The sequence below is a fragment of the Arenibacter sp. ARW7G5Y1 genome (assembly GCF_003201775.1).
In the GTDB taxonomy this organism is placed as follows: domain Bacteria; phylum Bacteroidota; class Bacteroidia; order Flavobacteriales; family Flavobacteriaceae; genus Arenibacter.
In genome coordinates this window covers 27,177-43,987 of the sequence record NZ_QJJZ01000006.1, presented here as the reverse complement: position 1 = coordinate 43,987, position 16,811 = coordinate 27,177, and the positions used below count along the sequence as shown (strand labels likewise).

At 39.7% G+C, this 16,811-nt stretch carries 14 protein-coding genes; 9 read left to right on the top strand and 5 right to left on the bottom strand.

All coding sequences use genetic code 11. The features are described 5' to 3' along the window. The first annotated feature begins 58 nt into the window (after positions 1-58). The gene (locus C7972_RS10425; protein ID WP_110356124.1) at positions 59-631 is read left to right on the top strand and encodes a DUF3109 family protein; all 573 of its coding nucleotides are present in this window, start codon (positions 59-61) and stop codon (positions 629-631) included. Here the strand turns inward: C7972_RS10425 and C7972_RS10420 are convergent. Both C7972_RS10420 and C7972_RS10415 read right to left on the bottom strand, forming a co-directional pair. Beyond that, complete coding sequence (locus C7972_RS10420) at positions 621-2,573, bottom strand: tetratricopeptide repeat protein (RefSeq protein ID WP_110356123.1); 1,953 nt, start codon at positions 2,571-2,573, stop codon at positions 621-623. The genes C7972_RS10425 and C7972_RS10420 overlap by 11 nt on opposite strands. A gap of 36 nt (positions 2,574-2,609) precedes the next feature. After that, positions 2,610-3,344: a LytTR family DNA-binding domain-containing protein gene (locus C7972_RS10415; protein WP_110356122.1), complete on the bottom strand. Its 735-nt coding sequence runs from the start codon at positions 3,342-3,344 to the stop codon at positions 2,610-2,612. Positions 3,345-3,657: 313 nt separating this feature from the next. Here C7972_RS10415 and C7972_RS23780 point away from each other — a divergent pair, with 313 nt between their 5' ends. From C7972_RS23780 to C7972_RS10395, 4 genes are all read left to right on the top strand, one after another. Beyond that, positions 3,658-3,831: a hypothetical protein gene (locus tag C7972_RS23780; protein WP_181422856.1), complete on the top strand. Its 174-nt coding sequence runs from the start codon at positions 3,658-3,660 to the stop codon at positions 3,829-3,831. 688 nt (positions 3,832-4,519) lie between these two features. Then, the gene (locus C7972_RS24415; protein WP_375334784.1) at positions 4,520-4,648 is read left to right on the top strand and encodes a hypothetical protein; all 129 of its coding nucleotides are present in this window, start codon (positions 4,520-4,522) and stop codon (positions 4,646-4,648) included. Positions 4,649-5,357: 709 nt separating this feature from the next. Next, positions 5,358-6,344 (top strand): ribonucleotide-diphosphate reductase subunit beta, encoded by a 987-nt coding sequence (locus tag C7972_RS10400; RefSeq protein ID WP_031446286.1) that lies wholly within the window; start codon positions 5,358-5,360, stop codon positions 6,342-6,344. Positions 6,345-6,476: 132 nt separating this feature from the next. Next, positions 6,477-8,951 carry a ribonucleoside-diphosphate reductase subunit alpha gene (locus tag C7972_RS10395; RefSeq protein ID WP_110356119.1) on the top strand — a complete coding sequence of 825 codons (2,475 nt, stop codon included), beginning with the start codon at positions 6,477-6,479 and terminating at the stop codon, positions 8,949-8,951. Positions 8,952-9,433: 482 nt separating this feature from the next. On the opposite strand, the gene C7972_RS10385 is transcribed toward C7972_RS10395, so the two are convergent. The 3 genes from C7972_RS10385 to C7972_RS10375 all read right to left on the bottom strand — a co-directional run bounded on the left by C7972_RS10385 (position 9,434) and on the right by C7972_RS10375 (position 12,813). Further along, positions 9,434-10,348 carry a hydroxypyruvate isomerase family protein gene (locus C7972_RS10385; RefSeq protein WP_110356117.1) on the bottom strand — a complete coding sequence of 305 codons (915 nt, stop codon included), beginning with the start codon at positions 10,346-10,348 and terminating at the stop codon, positions 9,434-9,436. Positions 10,349-10,453: 105 nt separating this feature from the next. Beyond that, positions 10,454-11,101, bottom strand: coding sequence for a gluconate 2-dehydrogenase subunit 3 family protein (locus C7972_RS10380; protein WP_110356116.1), 648 nt, complete (start codon positions 11,099-11,101; stop codon positions 10,454-10,456). After that, positions 11,101-12,813 carry a GMC oxidoreductase gene (locus tag C7972_RS10375; RefSeq protein ID WP_110356115.1) on the bottom strand — a complete coding sequence of 571 codons (1,713 nt, stop codon included), beginning with the start codon at positions 12,811-12,813 and terminating at the stop codon, positions 11,101-11,103. Before C7972_RS10375 ends, C7972_RS10380 begins: the two co-directional genes overlap by 1 nt. A 136-nt stretch (positions 12,814-12,949) precedes the next feature. Between C7972_RS10375 and C7972_RS10370 the strand changes: the two genes are divergently transcribed. The 4 genes from C7972_RS10370 to C7972_RS10355 are packed head-to-tail and all read left to right on the top strand — an operon-like array spanning position 12,950 to position 16,794. Then, positions 12,950-13,939 carry a sugar phosphate isomerase/epimerase gene (locus tag C7972_RS10370; protein WP_110356114.1) on the top strand — a complete coding sequence of 330 codons (990 nt, stop codon included), beginning with the start codon at positions 12,950-12,952 and terminating at the stop codon, positions 13,937-13,939. 10 nt (positions 13,940-13,949) lie between these two features. Then, positions 13,950-14,393 carry a DinB family protein gene (locus C7972_RS10365; protein WP_110356113.1) on the top strand — a complete coding sequence of 148 codons (444 nt, stop codon included), beginning with the start codon at positions 13,950-13,952 and terminating at the stop codon, positions 14,391-14,393. A 16-nt stretch (positions 14,394-14,409) separates the two neighbouring features. Continuing rightward, a complete protein-coding gene (locus C7972_RS10360; RefSeq protein WP_110356112.1) occupies positions 14,410-15,639 on the top strand; it encodes a nucleoside permease in 1,230 nt (409 codons plus the stop codon). A gap of 18 nt (positions 15,640-15,657) precedes the next feature. Then, a complete protein-coding gene (locus C7972_RS10355) occupies positions 15,658-16,794 on the top strand; it encodes a Gfo/Idh/MocA family protein (protein ID WP_110356111.1) in 1,137 nt (378 codons plus the stop codon). The last annotated feature ends 17 nt before the right edge of the window (positions 16,795-16,811 follow it).

Here is a 16,811-nt window from a genome sequence, read left to right as displayed (position 1 = left end):
TTTATTTAAATGAAAATATATCCCTTAATCAATTATATTTGTTGCCTAATAAAATGGTATGTTCCAACTGGGAAAAACAATAGTATCGGAGGAAATAATTGAAAACGATTTCGTTTGTAATTTAAATGCCTGTAAGGGGGCCTGTTGTGTTGATGGTGAAGCCGGAGCACCTCTTGATGATAAGGAAACCGAAATTTTGGTGGATATATACAGCAAGGTAAAACCTTTTTTACGGCCCGAAGGCATTGCTGAAATAGAAAAGCAAGGAGCCTTTATACGGGGGGAGGATGGTGAATGGGAAACGCCCTTGGTGAATGGGAGCGAATGTGCATATGTAATTTTTGATGATAAAGGTATAACAAAATGCGGCCTGGAAGAGGCTTATAATAAAGGCGCTACCAAATGGAAAAAGCCCGTTTCCTGTCATTTGTACCCAATAAGGGTGCGTGAGTATTCCGAACTTACCGCAGTGAACTATCATAAATGGGAAATTTGCGATCCTGCATGTTCTTTGGGAAAGGAACTAAAGGTGCCAATTTATAAATTTGTAAAGGAGGCCCTGATTCGGAAGTTTGGAAAAAAATGGTATTCGGAATTGGAGCAAATTGCCCTGGAGCATACTAATGGGTAGGGATGTGTAGGATCACTTTGGTACCCAAGGCCACTTTATTGGAATCATACAAGTCTATAATTTCTACCTGAAAGGAGTTTTCGAAGTCTTTGGAGAAGTTGGCCAACCTTTCCTTGGTTATGTCGATGCCAATGGATTTACGCTTCAAAATCTTACTTTCCTTGATTCTTTCGGAGGCCTCACGCCCAACACCGTTATCCGTGATGCTTATTTGTATGAATTTCTCATTTTCCCGGCTTACGTGCAGATGGATTTTCTTTTCCCCTTCTTTTGATGAAAGCCCGTGCCAAAGAGCATTTTCCAGAAATGGTTGTAGAATCAGCGAAGGTATCTTAACGGTATGCTCATCAATGGGTTCATCTACCCGCACTGTAAAATTTATCTCGTGCGAAAATCTAATGTTTTCAATGTTCATGTATAGGTCAATGGTCTCCAATTCATCGGCCAGGGATATTTCTTTCAATGAGGATGCTTCGAGAATTTTGCGAACCAACTTGGAAAATTTATTAAGGTAGTGTACCGCATTCTTTTTTTCATTATTGATGATGTACAGCTTAATTGAATTTAGGGAATTGAATAAAAAATGAGGATTCATCTGGCTGCGCAGCATACTTTGCTCCAAGGTTAGAATCTGTTTTTCATTTTTCAGCTCTTTCTGCCGATATAGAATGTAAAGAATAAAAGTTAAAAGGGCCATTCCCAATGCCCCGATGATCAGGGTATTTGTTTTCTTGCGAAGCCGTAGGTTGATGAATTCGTTTTCCCGGGCCAAGGCCTCTATTTGATTGGTTTTTTTTTCGGTTTCATATTTTATGATCAAATCATTGATATAACGCCGATTTACCTCACTATTTATTTCTTCGTTAAATTTTTCCGCCGTTTGGTAGTATTCCAAGGCATTTTGGTATTCGCCTTTGTAAGTGTATAGTTTGGATAAGTAATTATAAGCATGGGCAATGTAACTGGGCAAATGATGTTTTTTGGACATTTCCAACCCGTTCACAAGGTATTTTTCCGATTCTGTATATTGTTTTAACTCCATTAGGGCCCAACCCATATTGATGTTTATGGCCGCTATAACAGTCTTGTCCCCTAAGGATTCCGCGGCCAATAGGTTGGGTTCAAGAATTTCCAACGCCTGTGTTAATTTGTTCTGCTTTATGTAGATCTGGGCAATACTATTTTTACAAATAACCCTGCCCTTGTCACTATCAATTTCATTATTGTAATCCAGGGAGGTTCTGTAGTAGTGCAGGGCTTCCTCCAATTCTCCCTTGTATTCCAGGCATTCCCCAATATTTTGATAGTTAATGGCAAGGCCCAACTTATTGCCAAGCTCCTTTTCCAAAGCCATCGACTTCTTAAATTGTGCAATGGCAATATCGTATTGTTTTAGAATGGAATAAAGATTGCCTATACTGTTTAGGGAAACGTTGATACTTCTTTTCAGTCCGTCCGAAGGATTCGCTTCCGACTCCGCCAATTCCAATGCCTCCTGGTTGTAATCCAAGGCTATTTTAATGGCGTCGCTCCTTCTGTAGACTACACCCAACATATTTAGGCTATAGACTCGGAATTCTAGATTGTTGGCATCCAAGGCCGCCTGCAAGGCCTGTTCATGGAGTGCAACGGCCTTTGTATAATTGGAAATATTCCTGTATTTCCTGCCAAGTTGATTTAAGGCATAGGACTGTCCTATGAAATATTTTTTTCGGGCAGATTCCATATCAAAAAAGCGCATATAGGTGGTATCACTTCTTTTAGGTTTTAAAATGGAATCCAATTCCTGATAGGTGACAGGTGCAGCCTTAATGAGGCTATCCGCTATCCTTTTAAATTCTTCTGATACTTTCTGGGAATGGGCTGTGGAAAATGAAAGGGAGGTAAAAACTAAAAAAAAAAAGTAGCGGCCTATATTTAAGAATGGAAGTCGACAAAACATAGAAAAAAATAAAGAGGGAAAATTCATAATGATAGATTATATTAAATCTAGAAAGTCGGACTTCTTCTGTCTTGACACAGGTATTTTATGGTTTGATTGTAAAATTACGTAACCATCCGTTTTAAGAAATTCCTTTATTTTATTAAGGTTGATGATAAAGGAATTGTGAATTCTAAAAAAAGTATCCTTAGGAAGAATCTGATTTACCTCCTTTAATTTTTTGGTTAGCAAAATTTTCTGACCATCACTTAAAAATAAAGTACTGTAATTGCCATCGGATTCCGCAAAAAGAATTTCATCACTTTCTAAAAATAATAATTTCCCATCTGTATTTATGGTAATCTTCTTTTGAAGAGAATCGGAGTTGAATTTCAGTAATATTTTCTCTAGTTTTTCCGCCGTATAATTTTTGCTGTTGAACTTCTTTATTTTTGCGATGGTGGCATTTAAATCATCAGTATCTATTGGTTTTAGAAGATAATCTATTGCTTCGTTCTTAAGGGCCTTTATCGCATATTGGTTGTAGGCAGTGGTGATGACTACCGGAAACTCCTTGTTCTGCAATTTCTGAATAAATTGAAATCCGTCCATGGTGGGCATTTCTATATCCAGGAACAAACAATCCGGGGGATATTGCTCCAAATATTTTAATGCCTCAAAAGGGTCTGTGAAGGAGGCCACTACTTTAATTTCATCACTAAAGTTGGTCAACTCCCAGGAAAGACTCTGCAAGGCTTTAATTTCGTCGTCTACTAAAACTGCTTCTAACATAGAATAGGAAAGATACTCAAAATTAGAAATATTGTAAGCAATGCTTTTAATATTTTGTGTCAATGGAATTGAATTGAGTATAATTGGCGGTTATTAGGTTAAGATTGGGTAATTTGGGAAAGGGGAGACGGTTTACGGGTTTATGGGCTGGAATAGAAAGGGTATCTTGGATTTATCCGATGTCATTTATACAGGAAATTTTACCATTTACACAATTAGAGGGTATATGCTCTTACATTTCATATACATTTGATTCATCCGATATTCGGAAGAAATGGATCTAGTTTAACCTAATAGTGCCAAAATCCAGGTGATGAATAAATGTATAGTTTTTTTTATCGTTTTAGTTTTAGTTCTTGTTGCTGCTGTTTTTACGGACAATAAGAGTGCAATTTCCCAAGAAAACAACTTAGTGGAACATAAGGTAGATACAAATAACAATAAGAATCTTGTTGAAAATAAGACCGTGGCAGACAGGAGATATTGAAAATTTAGTTTTGTAGTTTACATTGGTAATCCATTTGTGGTATTTATAATCGAAGAGTATTCAATGACCATAATTATTAATAAATTAAATTAACTGCCAAAAAAAGTGCGGTCCTGTAGGATTTTTTAAATAGTAACTTGTTATTGTTGCAAAACTATCCGAAGGATGTTGATGTAAATTTGAAAAACGCAATCAACTTGTAGGTATTGGAATTCGCAAAGTCTTTAGGTTTCGGGGGAACTACCTAAACGTGTGGTTCCGATTCTCGTAATTCAGAAACTCATTGCATCTGTTGGATCGCACCGATTTGGTGGTTATTTTTTACTTTTCTAATTGCATTCGGAGCGCCTCTCTGGTATAAGTCTTATCATAAAATAATCCTATAAGTATATTTCAATTAATTTTCCACGGATATAGTTTTAACTTGTCTCCTGCGATGCAGGATGGGATTAAGCGTGGCAAGAAAATAATAAAAGTATTGCCACCAAAGAAGGCCTTAACAAGTACGATGGTAGCACATTTGGTATTTCCATTCACAATTATCTATGTTGCAAGGGCCACGCATAGTGATCTGTAGAAGGGTTATGTAGATAGAAAATGTTGCATATGGGTTATTTCACAGGAAATTTTAACCCATATCGGACTTTTCACCACCGTTTTTATTAGATCGCAACGATTGAAACGGGCCGTGCATATATTAAAGACCTCCGATGCATCGATCAGTGAAATAGCCTCCTATGCCGTAGGTTTCAATACTCCTTCCTATTTTTTTGAGTGTTTTAGGGAAACCTACAAGAAACACCCAAAGAGTATCTAGACACTTATGAACAGTAGTACAAGGTGGACAATGTTACATCTGTTGCACACATTGTTACATATTGGATATCCCTTTTGGATTATCTTAGATATATTTGGAAAGTAGATGATTGCCCAGCAAACTACGGGAATTGAGGATTTGGGATGTTGAGCTCTGCGATAGATAGGATTTGCCATAAACAATATAATTTTCATTTGGATTTAACCATGTGGGAAGTATTAAAATACAATATTAACTCAAACTCCACCACTATGACAACTTCAAATATTAAAGCCGTAAGCTTAGTTTTTTTAGCAATGACTGCTATTTCGATATTTATGATCTTGGCCGCATTATCGCTCTAATTTTTTTAATTTAAATTGAAATGGAAAAAAGGCCATTTTTGGATACATGACCCTACCGGCCAATGGTTGGTTTCTGGTAATGATGTGGATAAACCAAAGAGTATGTTTTTTATATACTTTTTGGTTTATTTTTTTGGGATAATATTTTCAAGGAAAGCGTTTGTCTTTTTTTCGTTTTGCGTTGTACTACAAAGGTAATGAACATCACTTGCGAGGTAACATTTCAACATTTTGTGTTAAAAACTTTGTGGTTAATAATGCTTATTTAGCTTTAGTTATTGGGGGTATTTTGCAATCTTTGTTAACTCCTATCGAGGGCAATTTTTCGCCTAAGTTTAAGAAACCCTATAAATCAAAAAAAAGATATGTCAGCAGCTATAGAGCCGATTCTGAAAGAAAACCTTAACCGATTTGTTATTTTCCCGATTAAACACCATGATTTGTGGGATTGGTACAAAAAATGTGAGGCCAGTTTTTGGACTGCTGAAGAAATTGACCTTCATACGGATCTTAATGATTGGACCAATAAATTGAATAGTGACGAACGTTATTTCATAAAACATATCTTGGCGTTCTTTGCTGCTTCCGATGGTATTGTGAATGAGAATCTGGCAGAAAATTTTGTTAGTGAGGTTCAATATGCCGAGGCAAAGTTTTTCTATGGTTTTCAGATCATGATGGAAAATATCCATTCCGAAACTTATTCCCTTTTGATAGATACCTACGTTAAGGATGAAAAGGAAAAGGATTTGCTTTTTAATGCCATAGAGAATTTTCCGGCTATAAAGAAAAAGGCGGATTGGGCTTTGAAGTGGATCGAGTCGCCCAGTTTTGCCGAACGTTTGATCGCCTTCGCTGCCGTGGAAGGTATTTTCTTCTCGGGTGCATTTTGCTCTATATTTTGGCTTAAGAAAAGGGGGTTGATGCCTGGTCTTACTTTTTCCAATGAATTGATATCCAGGGATGAGGGGATGCATTGTGATTATGCTGTTCATCTTCATAACAATCATCTTATCAATAAAGTTCCCAAAGCACGTATTACCGAAATTTTGGTGGATGCATTGAATATAGAAAGGGAATTTATTACAGAATCGCTTCCGGCCAGTCTAATAGGAATGAATTCTAAGTTGATGACACAGTACTTGGAGTTTGTAACAGATCGTTTGTTGGTGGAATTGGAATGTGATAAAGTGTACAACTCTACCAACCCTTTCGATTTTATGGACATGATTTCCCTACAGGGTAAAACCAATTTCTTTGAAAAAAGAGTGGCCGAGTATCAAAAGGCAGGGGTCATGAACAAAGATAAAGACGACGATTCCCAGAAAATCAGCTTCGACGCGGATTTTTAAGATTTAGTTTTATAATAAAATCCCCTTTGGGTTATAAGGGGATTTTTATGCGATGAATTTGATATGTTAATGTTTTTAACATATTGGGCCATAACCCAAAATTATGTATCATTTTAAAAAAATTGTAGCAACATGTATGTAGTAAAAAGAGACGGAAGAAAAGAGCTGATGATGTTCGATAAGATCACGGCTAGAGTAAGAAAATTGTGTTATGGACTAAATGACCTTGTAGATCCATTAAAGGTGGCCATGCGGGTTATTGAAGGACTTTATGATGGGGTAACTACTTCGGAGCTGGACAATCTAGCGGCCGAGATTGCAGCTACAATGACTACCTCCCATCCGGATTATGCAAAATTGGCGGCCCGTATTTCTGTTTCCAACCTACATAAGAATACCAAGAAATCCTTTTCGGAAACGATGAAGGATCTTTATGAGTATGTTAATCCCAGAACAGGGAAAAAGGCACCTTTGCTATCCGATGAGGTGTATAAGGTTGTTGCCGAGAATGCAGATAGGTTGGATTCGACCATTATTTATAACCGGGATTTTGGCTACGATTATTTCGGATTTAAGACTTTGGAACGGTCCTATCTTTTGAAACTGAATGGAAAGATAGCCGAAAGGCCACAGCATATGCTCATGAGGGTTTCCATCGGGATTCACTTGAACGATCTGGATTCGGCCCTGGAGACTTATGAGTTGATGTCCAAAAAATATTTCACCCATGCTACTCCTACTTTATTTAATTCAGGGACCCCAAAACCTCAAATGTCTTCCTGTTTCCTCTTGGCAATGAAAGACGATAGTATTGATGGTATTTATGATACCCTAAAACAAACGGCAAAAATTTCACAATCCGCAGGGGGGATAGGTCTTTCTATCCACAATGTAAGGGCTACAGGATCCTATATTGCAGGTACCAACGGGACCTCCAATGGTATTGTACCCATGCTACAGGTCTTTAACGATACTGCAAGGTACGTAGATCAGGGGGGTGGAAAGCGTAAGGGTAGTTTTGCAATTTATGTGGAACCATGGCATGCGGACATATATGATTTCTTGGACTTAAAGAAAAATCACGGAAAGGAAGAGATGAGGGCCAGAGACCTTTTTTATGCTATGTGGATTCCGGATTTATTTATGAAGAGGGTTGAAGCCAATGAAAATTGGACCCTCATGTGTCCCAATGAATGCCCCGGCCTCTTTAACCATCATAGTGAGGAATTTGAGAGATTGTACACTAAGTATGAAGCGGAAAGCAAAGGGCGTAAAACCGTAAAGGCCCGTGAGCTTTGGGAGAAGATTTTGGAATCGCAGATAGAGACCGGAACACCGTATATGCTTTATAAGGATGCTGCCAATAGGAAGAGTAACCAACAGAATTTGGGTACTATCCGTTCGTCCAATCTTTGTACGGAAATTTTGGAGTATACCTCCCCGGACGAAGTGGCGGTCTGTAATTTGGCTTCCATTGCACTCCCCATGTTTATTAAGAATGGAGAGTTTGATCATAAAGAGTTATTTAGGGTTACAAAACGTGTAACCAAAAATCTAAATAGGGTAATAGATAGAAATTATTACCCCATCAAGGAGGCCGAAAATTCCAATATGCGACATAGGCCAATTGGTTTGGGCGTTCAAGGTTTGGCAGATGCCTTTATAATGTTGAGATTGCCATTTACCAGTGATGCGGCCAAGGAACTGAACCAAGAGATTTTTGAGACGCTTTATTTTGCCGCAGTTACCGCTTCCATGGAAATGGCAAAAGAGGAAGGTGCTTATTCTACCTATGAAGGTTCCCCAATATCCAAAGGGGAATTCCAGCACAATTTGTGGGGAGTTAAGGATGAGGAGTTGTCCGGTAGATGGGATTGGGGAAAATTGCGCAAAGAAGTAAAAAAGAATGGCGTTCGTAACTCCTTGTTGGTAGCTCCAATGCCTACAGCTTCCACATCGCAAATACTAGGTAACAATGAATGTTTTGAACCTTATACATCCAATATCTACACCCGTAGGGTGCTGTCCGGCGAGTTTATTGTAGTGAATAAGCACTTGTTGGAAGATTTGGTTGGTCTTGGACTTTGGAACGAAAATATGAAGCAGGAATTGATGCGTGCCAATGGATCCGTACAGCATATTGATAATATTCCCGCGGATATTAAGGAGTTGTACAAAACGGTTTGGGAATTAAGTATGAAGGATATTATTGATATGTCCAGACAACGCGGTTATTTCATAGATCAGAGCCAGTCCCTAAACCTGTTCATGGAAAACGCAAACTATTCAAAATTGACATCAATGCATTTCTATGCCTGGAAGAGCGGACTTAAAACTGGAATGTACTATTTAAGGACCAAGGCAGCTGCAGATGCCATTAAATTCACTTTGGATAATTCAAAGAAACAGGAAGTGCCAGTGGTTGAGGCGCCAATGGAGGCCACAATAGTAGCCCCTGCCGTAGCAAAGACTATAAAGGTCGAGGCCACTTCTGCCAACACCCAGGAGGTGGATGTTCAACCTATGACGGCCGCTGAGATGAAGGAATTGATCGCTAAGGCAAAGGAGGGACAAGCAGATGACGATTGTTTAATGTGTGGCTCCTAAATGGCTTATTTGGCATATTGGAGAAACAAAAAAATCCCCGTAGATCTCTTCGGGGATTTTTTTGTCCTTGGCAAATGGGAATTATTCAAAATAACCCTTCCCTATTGCAATAAGGAGGGTATTCCTATCTATTGGATATATAGGGCTTTAGTACAAATGCGCATAGGTACGCTATGCAGTATATAACCAGAATTGTAATGTAATTGTCCACTTTACCTGTATTAATGAGTATATAGTTATATACGGTAAGAATTAAAAAATAGATTATAATTAACTCAAAAACAATAATATAACGTAGTTTACCCTTCTCATTTTTTGAAATGATGGTGATATATTATTCTGCCTAGGACAAATAATATCAAGTACATTGTTATGGTGTAAAAATAAAGTTCCATCCTGATCCTTTGACGTGGAAACAAGATGGAAACTTTCTGAATACTAAGTTAAATTGATGGCCCAGGAACCTTGAAAGGTAGTTTGGACTACAAAAAATTATCTTCCGATTTGTAGGCATTTATAACCGCCAGTTCTCCTTCCTTGTCCGGTCTGGAATTGCCGTGTTCCATTCCCAGAACTCCTTTAAATCCCTTGCTATGGATGTATTTAAATACGTTTTTATAATTAATTTCTCCTGTAGTTGGCTCTTTTCTACCTGGATTATCCCCTATTTGGATATAGTCGATCTCATCCCAGGTAAGTTCCATATTGTGGATTAGATGTCCTTCTGTTTTCTGCATATGGTAAATGTCGAACAATATTTTGCAGGAAGGACTGTCCACTCCTTTACAGATCATATAGGTCTGATCGGAATTTTGTAAATACAGATCCGGAGAGTCCGATAATGGTTCAAGGACCATTACCAAGCCATGGGGTTCCAAAATTTCAGCCCCCCTTTTTAATGCTTCAATAACATTGCCATCTTGAATACCGATCGGCAGTTTCCTTTCAAATCCACCTGGTACAACGGTCATCCACTTGGCGTTGACGCGTTTGGCAACCTCAACGGCTCTTCTGCATCCATCCAAAAAGATATCGATGTATTCCTGTTTGCCGGCAGCCAAGGTGTTGGCCATATTGCCACCCTTGTCTATCACAAAAACCCCCATGGTCATATTGCGTTTGGCCAAGGTTTCACCGATTTTCGTTTGGGTTGCTACATCCCTGCCCATCATACCATTATCTTCAAACGCCGTAAACCCTTGATCGGCCATAAAGTTTATCTGGTCAATAAGGTCTTCGCCAGCAAGGTTCTTGAACATTCCAAAATGGGGAGCGTATTTTAGGTTGAACGTATGTTTCAAATCCAAACCAGTGTTGGTTCCATAGGCTAAAGAACCTCCTAGGGTAACCGCACTGCCGGTTAGGGCTGTTTTTTGTATAAAATCTCTTCTTTTCATTTTTTTTGGATATAGTTGGAATATTTTGATAAAATAATGCTAAAAGAACTGCAATGTATTGGCTATCCCAGTCCTTTTAGCTTTTTTGAAAATTGTCTTGATTATTTATAACGACCAAACTTTTCCCCCGCTCAGTTCCTGAAGGTCTCCACAGGCTATAAATTCACCAGGTACCGGTAAATAGGGCAATACATTTTCTCCTACAAACTCAGACGACTTGTAGCCCCAGATAACCAACCCCCTTAAATTATTGGCAAAGGCAAATCTAGACACATCATCATCCAAGGTGGCTGTTTGGCCATTCTTAACAGCTTCTGTATAAGAACTTATAGCCTTAAAGTTTTTGGCTTGATCGGCTTTGGAAATTTTGAGGGCAATGGCCAAGACCGGTTCCAAATCTTCGGGGGTCAGGTCTGCAATTTCCATCTTGCCGGAATTTTGCAGGGCCTTCTCCATGAATTTTCCCATAGTCATTTTTAAAAGATCCTGTTGCTCCTTTTCCATTACCTGATCGGCAAAGCGATCTATAAAGATATGGACCTGCACTTCGGAAGCTGAAGGCGTATCGGTCTTAGGCATTATTATATCTACCAAATGGGTCAGAACAGCTCCTTCGGCGGAGGTTAAAAAATCCGGAGTCCATACATTGGCAGTATCTTTTTTACAACTTTGTACGATGCTGATCAAGGTTGGGGTGGCTACCGTATATCCTAATGCCAGCCCCATATTTTTTAGTGCTTTTCTTCTATCCATTATATATTTCCTTTTTTAAGTTCTTTTACCGCATGGTCGGCTGCCCTGGCGGTGAAGGCCATGTAGGTCAATGATGGGTTAACACAACTGGCCGAGGTCATAAATGCCCCATCGGTAACATATACATTGGGTACATCGTGTAATTGGTTGTTACCGTTTAGTACGGAGGTTTTTCTGTTACGTCCCATTCTGGCAGTACCCATTTCGTGAATGCCCAGACCCAAACCGGTTGGTCCATCATGTCCCTTTACATCCCGTAATCCAGCTTTTTCCAACATTTCCACTGCAGATTCCTGCATATCCTTACGCATGTTGAATTCGTTTTCCTGTAAATCGGCATCAAAGGTTATCGTGGGGAGTCCCCAGCTATCCAGTTTGTCATAATCCAAGGTCATCCTGTTATCTTCATAAGGGAGTACTTCGCCAAAACCGCCAATTCCCATTCTCCATCCACCCGGTTTAAGCATGTTTTCCTTAAATTCTTTTCCGTAAGAGAGTTCTGCAACCGTTTCTTCCCAATTACCTCTGCTGGCTCCACCTTGATAACCGAAACCACGCTTGTAATCTTTTCTATCGGAAGCACCCCCAAGGTTCCTAAATCTAGGAATATAGATCCCATTGGGTCTTCGGCCTTTGTAATATTTGTCCTCAAAGCCATCAAATTTACCGGAAGCACCTACTCCTAGATGGTGGTCCATAATGTTACGTCCCAATTGATCCGAGTCGTTGCCCAAACCATTTGGAAAACGATCGGATTTGGATTGCATTAAAATAGAGGTAGACGCTATGGCCGAGGCACACAAGAAAATTACCTTTGCCTTAAATTCAAAGGCTTCCTTGGTCAACCTGTCTATGACCTTTACTCCTGTAGCCTTCTTGGTATCGGGGTCATATATTACTTCGTGAACAATGGAGTCCGTCCGCAACGTCATATTTCCCGTTGCCTCTGCGGCCGGTAGGGTAGATGACAAACTACTGAAATAGCCTCCAAAAGGACAGCCTCTGATACATCTATTTCTATATTGACATTTGGTACGGCCGTCAAAATTTTTGGTACCGGTAATATGGGCAACCCGACCTATGGTTACGGCACGGTCGTCAAAACCTTCGGTTACTTTGTTTTTAAAATGTTCTTCCACACAATTCATTTCCATGGCCGGTAGAAAATCGCTATCGGGCAATTGAGGTAGGTTAAGTGCTTCCCCGCTAACGCCGATAAAGTTTTCCACTTTTGAATACCACGGTGCAATGTCCTTATAGCGCACTGGCCAATCGACGGCTATACCTTCCCTTTGATTGGCGGTAAAATCGATGTCGCTCCAGCGGTAACTTTGGCGTCCCCATTGTAAGGAGCGCCCCCCTAGGTGGTAACCTCTCATCCAATCAAATCGCCTTATTTCATTATAAGGGTGTTCCAAATCATTTACAAACCACATTTTACTGGCGGCATTGGTGGTATATCCAGTTCTATTCTGTTTGGGCTGTTTTTTAATATCTTCCTTGGTTGGTTCGCCGGCATTCGGAAAATCCCAGGGATCCAAATTGGCCGTCTCATAATCTTCGATATGCTTCACCATCCTTCCGCGCTCCAACACTAGGGTTTTGAGTCCTTTTTCACATAGTTCTTTAGCGGCCCATCCTCCGCTAATACCCGTACCCACGACAATTGCATCATACGAATCCTGCACTTCATTGTTATTGAATTTGCTCATTTATGAAATTGTTTATTTAATAAATTTATTAAATATAAAATTAATTTTTTACATTTAAACCCTATATATATTAATACTATGGCACTATAACGTTATAGTAATTATTAATTCTCGGATATAATCTCAAAACTTAAAAATGAAGCAAAAAAATTTAAATTCAAAAGGTGTCAAGGTGGTTTTGGTTGCCTTGTTAATGGGTGCCTTGTCCTGTAAGGAAGCCCCCAAGGAGCAGCCCAAAGATGTAGGAACCCCGGAAGTGTCCATGAAGGCTACGGAACCTTTTTTTAAATTGTCGCTCGCGCAATGGTCAATGCATAAAATGGTGCGTGAAGATGGTGTGGATCCATATACATTTGCCGAAAAGGCCAAGAATTGGGGTTTTACTGGATTGGAGTATGTAAGTGCCCTTTATTATAAGGAATTGGAGGCTGCCAATTTTTCCAAGGAAGCCATGGCTTCTTTCGTGGAAAAATGCAATGCCGAAAGCAAAAAACATGGAATGCAAAACGTGTTGATAATGATCGATGGTCAAGGAGATCTTGCCACACCGGATGCACAAAAAAGAAAGAAGGCTGTTGAAAATCATTACAAGTGGGTAGATGCTGCTGCAGACATGGGTTGCCATGCTATTAGGGTCAACCTTTCCGGAAGCAAGGTTCCCGATGAATGGGTTGCCAGTTCTGTGGATGGTCTAACCCAGTTGGCTACCTATGCCAAGGATAAAAATATTGAGATTTTGGTGGAGAATCATGGTGGTCTATCGTCCAATGCCGTTATGTTGGCAGAGGTTATGACCAAGGTAAATATGGATAATTGTGGCACCCTACCCGATTTTGGTAACTTTTGCATTGAGAGGTCGAAGGATGGTTGCGCCCAGGAATATGACATTTACAAAGGTATTAGTGAGTTAATGCCACACGCCTTGGCAGTAAGTGCCAAATCTTACAATTTTGATGCCGAGGGCAATGAAACCAAATTGGACTACCCTAGAATACTTAAAATCGTCAAGGATGCCGGTTATACCGGTTTTATAGGCGTGGAGTATGAAGGTAGCGTGCTCAGTGAGGAGCAGGGAATAATCGCCACCAGGGATCTATTGATAAAAGCTGGTAAGGAACTTAATTAGCATTATTTTTATGAAGGCTTTTTTCAATCAACTGTTCGATTATAACTTTTATTGCAATAAGAAATTGATTGAAGAGTGCCAAAGACTGGAAAACGTTCCAGAAAGGACAACGGAACTGTTCAGTCATATATTAAATGCACACCATATATGGAACGCCAGAATTCTTGGTAAAAAAGTGGAGTATGGTGTATTTCAGTTACAATCGTTAAAAGATTGGGGCGACCTGCATTATGAAAATCAAAGAAGCTCTTTTGAAATAATCACCAATGTGGATAGTTTTGAAAAGCGCTTGGATTATGAGAATTCGCAGGGTAGATTGTTTACCAATACCATACAGGATATGTTATTTCATATCATAAACCATTCCACCCATCACAGGGCACAAATTTCCATTGATTTTAGAAACAACTCCATTGAGCCCTTGGTCTTGGATTACGCAACTTATAAACGCTAAATATACCTACAATAACGTGAATGTAAAGACCAAAGTTCAGTTGTCCTTAATGATGTTCCTCGAATTTTTTATTTGGGGAGGTTGGTTTGTAACACTTGGCACTTTTTTGGGGCAGAATCTCAAGGCCACGGGTGCAGAATCGGCAATGGCATATTCCACCCAATCCTGGGGGGCCATAATTGCACCTTTTATCATTGGCTTAATAGCGGATAGATATTTCAATGCAGAGCGCATTTTAGGGGTTTTGCACCTTCTTGGCGCGATAATGATGTATCAAATGTATATGGCGGTCGATTTTGCTGGTTTCTATCCATATGTACTTGGATACATGATTCTATATATGCCAACTTTGGCCTTGGTGAATTCAATTTCCTTTAGTCAGATGAAGAATCCTGCCAAGGAGTTTTCTTTTGTGAGGGTTTTTGGTACCGTAGGTTGGATAGTGGCCGGACTCATAATTAGTTTTGTGTTCCTATGGGATTCGGAAACTTCTAGGGAACAAGGTCTTTTGAAAAATACATTTTTAATGGTGGCCATTGCATCAGCGGCCTTAGGGATTTTTAGCTTTACCCTGCCCAAAACGCCACCAAAGGTAAAAACCGGTGAAAAGGTATCCATTTCGGGTATTTTGGGGCTGGATGCCCTAAAACTCCTAAAGGATAGGAACTTTTTTATTTTCTTTCTTTCATCTATTTTAATCTGTATTCCATTGGCCTTTTATTACCAAAATGCCAACCCGTTTTTGTCGGAGATCGGAATGGAAAATCCCACCGGTAAAATGACCATTGGCCAGGGTTCGGAAGTTTTATTTATGTTGTTATTGCCATATTTTTTCAAGAAATTTGGATTTAAAAATACTTTGATTGCCGGAATGTTGGCATGGACCATTAGGTATCTGTTATTTGCATACGGTAATGCTGGAGATTTGGCATTTATGTTAATTTTGGGGATAGCCCTTCATGGAATTTGTTATGATTTTTTCTTTGTTTCAGGACAAATTTATACGGATTCCAAGGCAGGTGACAAATTTAAGAGTGCGGCCCAGGGATTGATAACCTTGGCTACCTATGGGGTTGGAATGTTGATTGGTTTTTGGGTGGCAGGAACTATAACGGATAGTTATGTAATTGGTGAAGGGATACACAGTTGGACCAATATTTGGACATTTCCTGCTGTTTTTGCCTTAGGGGCAATGTTGTTGTTCGCAATATTTTTTAAGAACGTAGAAGTTGAGTATAAAGAGTAACTTAGGAATAAATACATTATGAGCAAGAAAATTAGATTAGGAATTTTGGGGGGTGGAGGAGACTCCCTTATTGGGGTGCTGCATCGGGTGGCATCACAGATCAATGATAATTACGAGATTGTTGGAGCGGTTTTCAACCCTGTTTTTGAGGAAAATGTTGCTTTTGCCAAGGAAATAGATGTGCCTACCAATAGAATCTATAAGGATTTTGACACCTTGGTGGAAGAGGAATTGAAACTTCCAGAGACAGAGCGTATACAGGTTTGTTCGGTGCTGACCCCTAACTTTTTGCATTTTCCTATGGCTAAAAAGTTGTTGGAAAATGGGTTTCACGTAATTTGTGAAAAGCCCATGACCACCACTTACGAGGAAGCCAAAATTTTACAGGCTACCTTGGAAAAGGCCAAGACGGTTTTTGCGGTTACCCATACCTATACGGGATATCCTATGGTTAGACAAATGCGGGAAATGATAAAGTCCGGCGCCATAGGGAAGATACATAAGGTGGACGCACAGTATTATCAAGGGTGGATCAACTCCATTATCCATGACAAGGACAAACGTTCAACGGTTTGGAGATTGGACCCTAAGAAGGCCGGGATCAGTTCCTGTATGGGAGATATAGGGGTGCATGCCTTTAATATGATTGAATATACTACGGGATTGACCATCAAATCCATTTTGGCAGATTTCAATTATTTATATGAAGATAACCAAATGGATGTGGACGGTACGGTATTGATCCGTATGGACAAACATGTGAAAGGGGTTATACGCTCCAGCCAGGTTGCTACCGGGGAGGAGAACCGACTTTCCATTGCTATTTATGGTGAGAAAGGTGGACTGAGATGGGAGCAGGAAAATCCCAATTACCTTTATGTGCTGAGCGACGATAAACCGCTTCAGGTTTATAAGCCTGGTCATGCCTATAATTCCAAGTTGTCCTTGGATGGAACAAAATTACCTGCAGGGCATCCCGAAGGTATCTTTGATTCCATGGCCAATATTTATTTGGGTGTTGCAAGGGCTATTCGAGGGCAAAAATATAACGATGGAGAATTCCCAACCATGATGGATGGTGTTCGCGGGCTCGATTTTATAGAGAGCACTGTGGAATCCAACAAAAAGGGCAACGTTTGGATCAATTTAAAATAATACGCGATTGGGTATAA

What these genes read in the sequence shown, in the direction of transcription:
- C7972_RS10425 (WP_110356124.1), top strand. Translation starts at nt 59, where the DNA reads ATGTTCCAACTGGGAAAAACAATAGTATCGGAGGAAATAATTGAAAAC.
- C7972_RS10420 (WP_110356123.1), bottom strand. Translation starts at nt 2,573, where the DNA reads ATGTTTTGTCGACTTCCATTCTTAAATATAGGCCGCTACTTTTTTTTT.
- C7972_RS10415 (WP_110356122.1), bottom strand. Translation starts at nt 3,344, where the DNA reads ATGTTAGAAGCAGTTTTAGTAGACGACGAAATTAAAGCCTTGCAGAGT.
- C7972_RS23780 (WP_181422856.1), top strand. Translation starts at nt 3,658, where the DNA reads ATGAATAAATGTATAGTTTTTTTTATCGTTTTAGTTTTAGTTCTTGTT.
- C7972_RS10400 (WP_031446286.1), top strand. Translation starts at nt 5,358, where the DNA reads ATGTCAGCAGCTATAGAGCCGATTCTGAAAGAAAACCTTAACCGATTT.
- C7972_RS10395 (WP_110356119.1), top strand. Translation starts at nt 6,477, where the DNA reads ATGTATGTAGTAAAAAGAGACGGAAGAAAAGAGCTGATGATGTTCGAT.
- C7972_RS10385 (WP_110356117.1), bottom strand. Translation starts at nt 10,348, where the DNA reads ATGAAAAGAAGAGATTTTATACAAAAAACAGCCCTAACCGGCAGTGCG.
- C7972_RS10380 (WP_110356116.1), bottom strand. Translation starts at nt 11,101, where the DNA reads ATGGATAGAAGAAAAGCACTAAAAAATATGGGGCTGGCATTAGGATAT.
- C7972_RS10375 (WP_110356115.1), bottom strand. Translation starts at nt 12,813, where the DNA reads ATGAGCAAATTCAATAACAATGAAGTGCAGGATTCGTATGATGCAATT.
- C7972_RS10370 (WP_110356114.1), top strand. Translation starts at nt 12,950, where the DNA reads ATGAAGCAAAAAAATTTAAATTCAAAAGGTGTCAAGGTGGTTTTGGTT.
- C7972_RS10365 (WP_110356113.1), top strand. Translation starts at nt 13,950, where the DNA reads ATGAAGGCTTTTTTCAATCAACTGTTCGATTATAACTTTTATTGCAAT.
- C7972_RS10355 (WP_110356111.1), top strand. Translation starts at nt 15,658, where the DNA reads ATGAGCAAGAAAATTAGATTAGGAATTTTGGGGGGTGGAGGAGACTCC.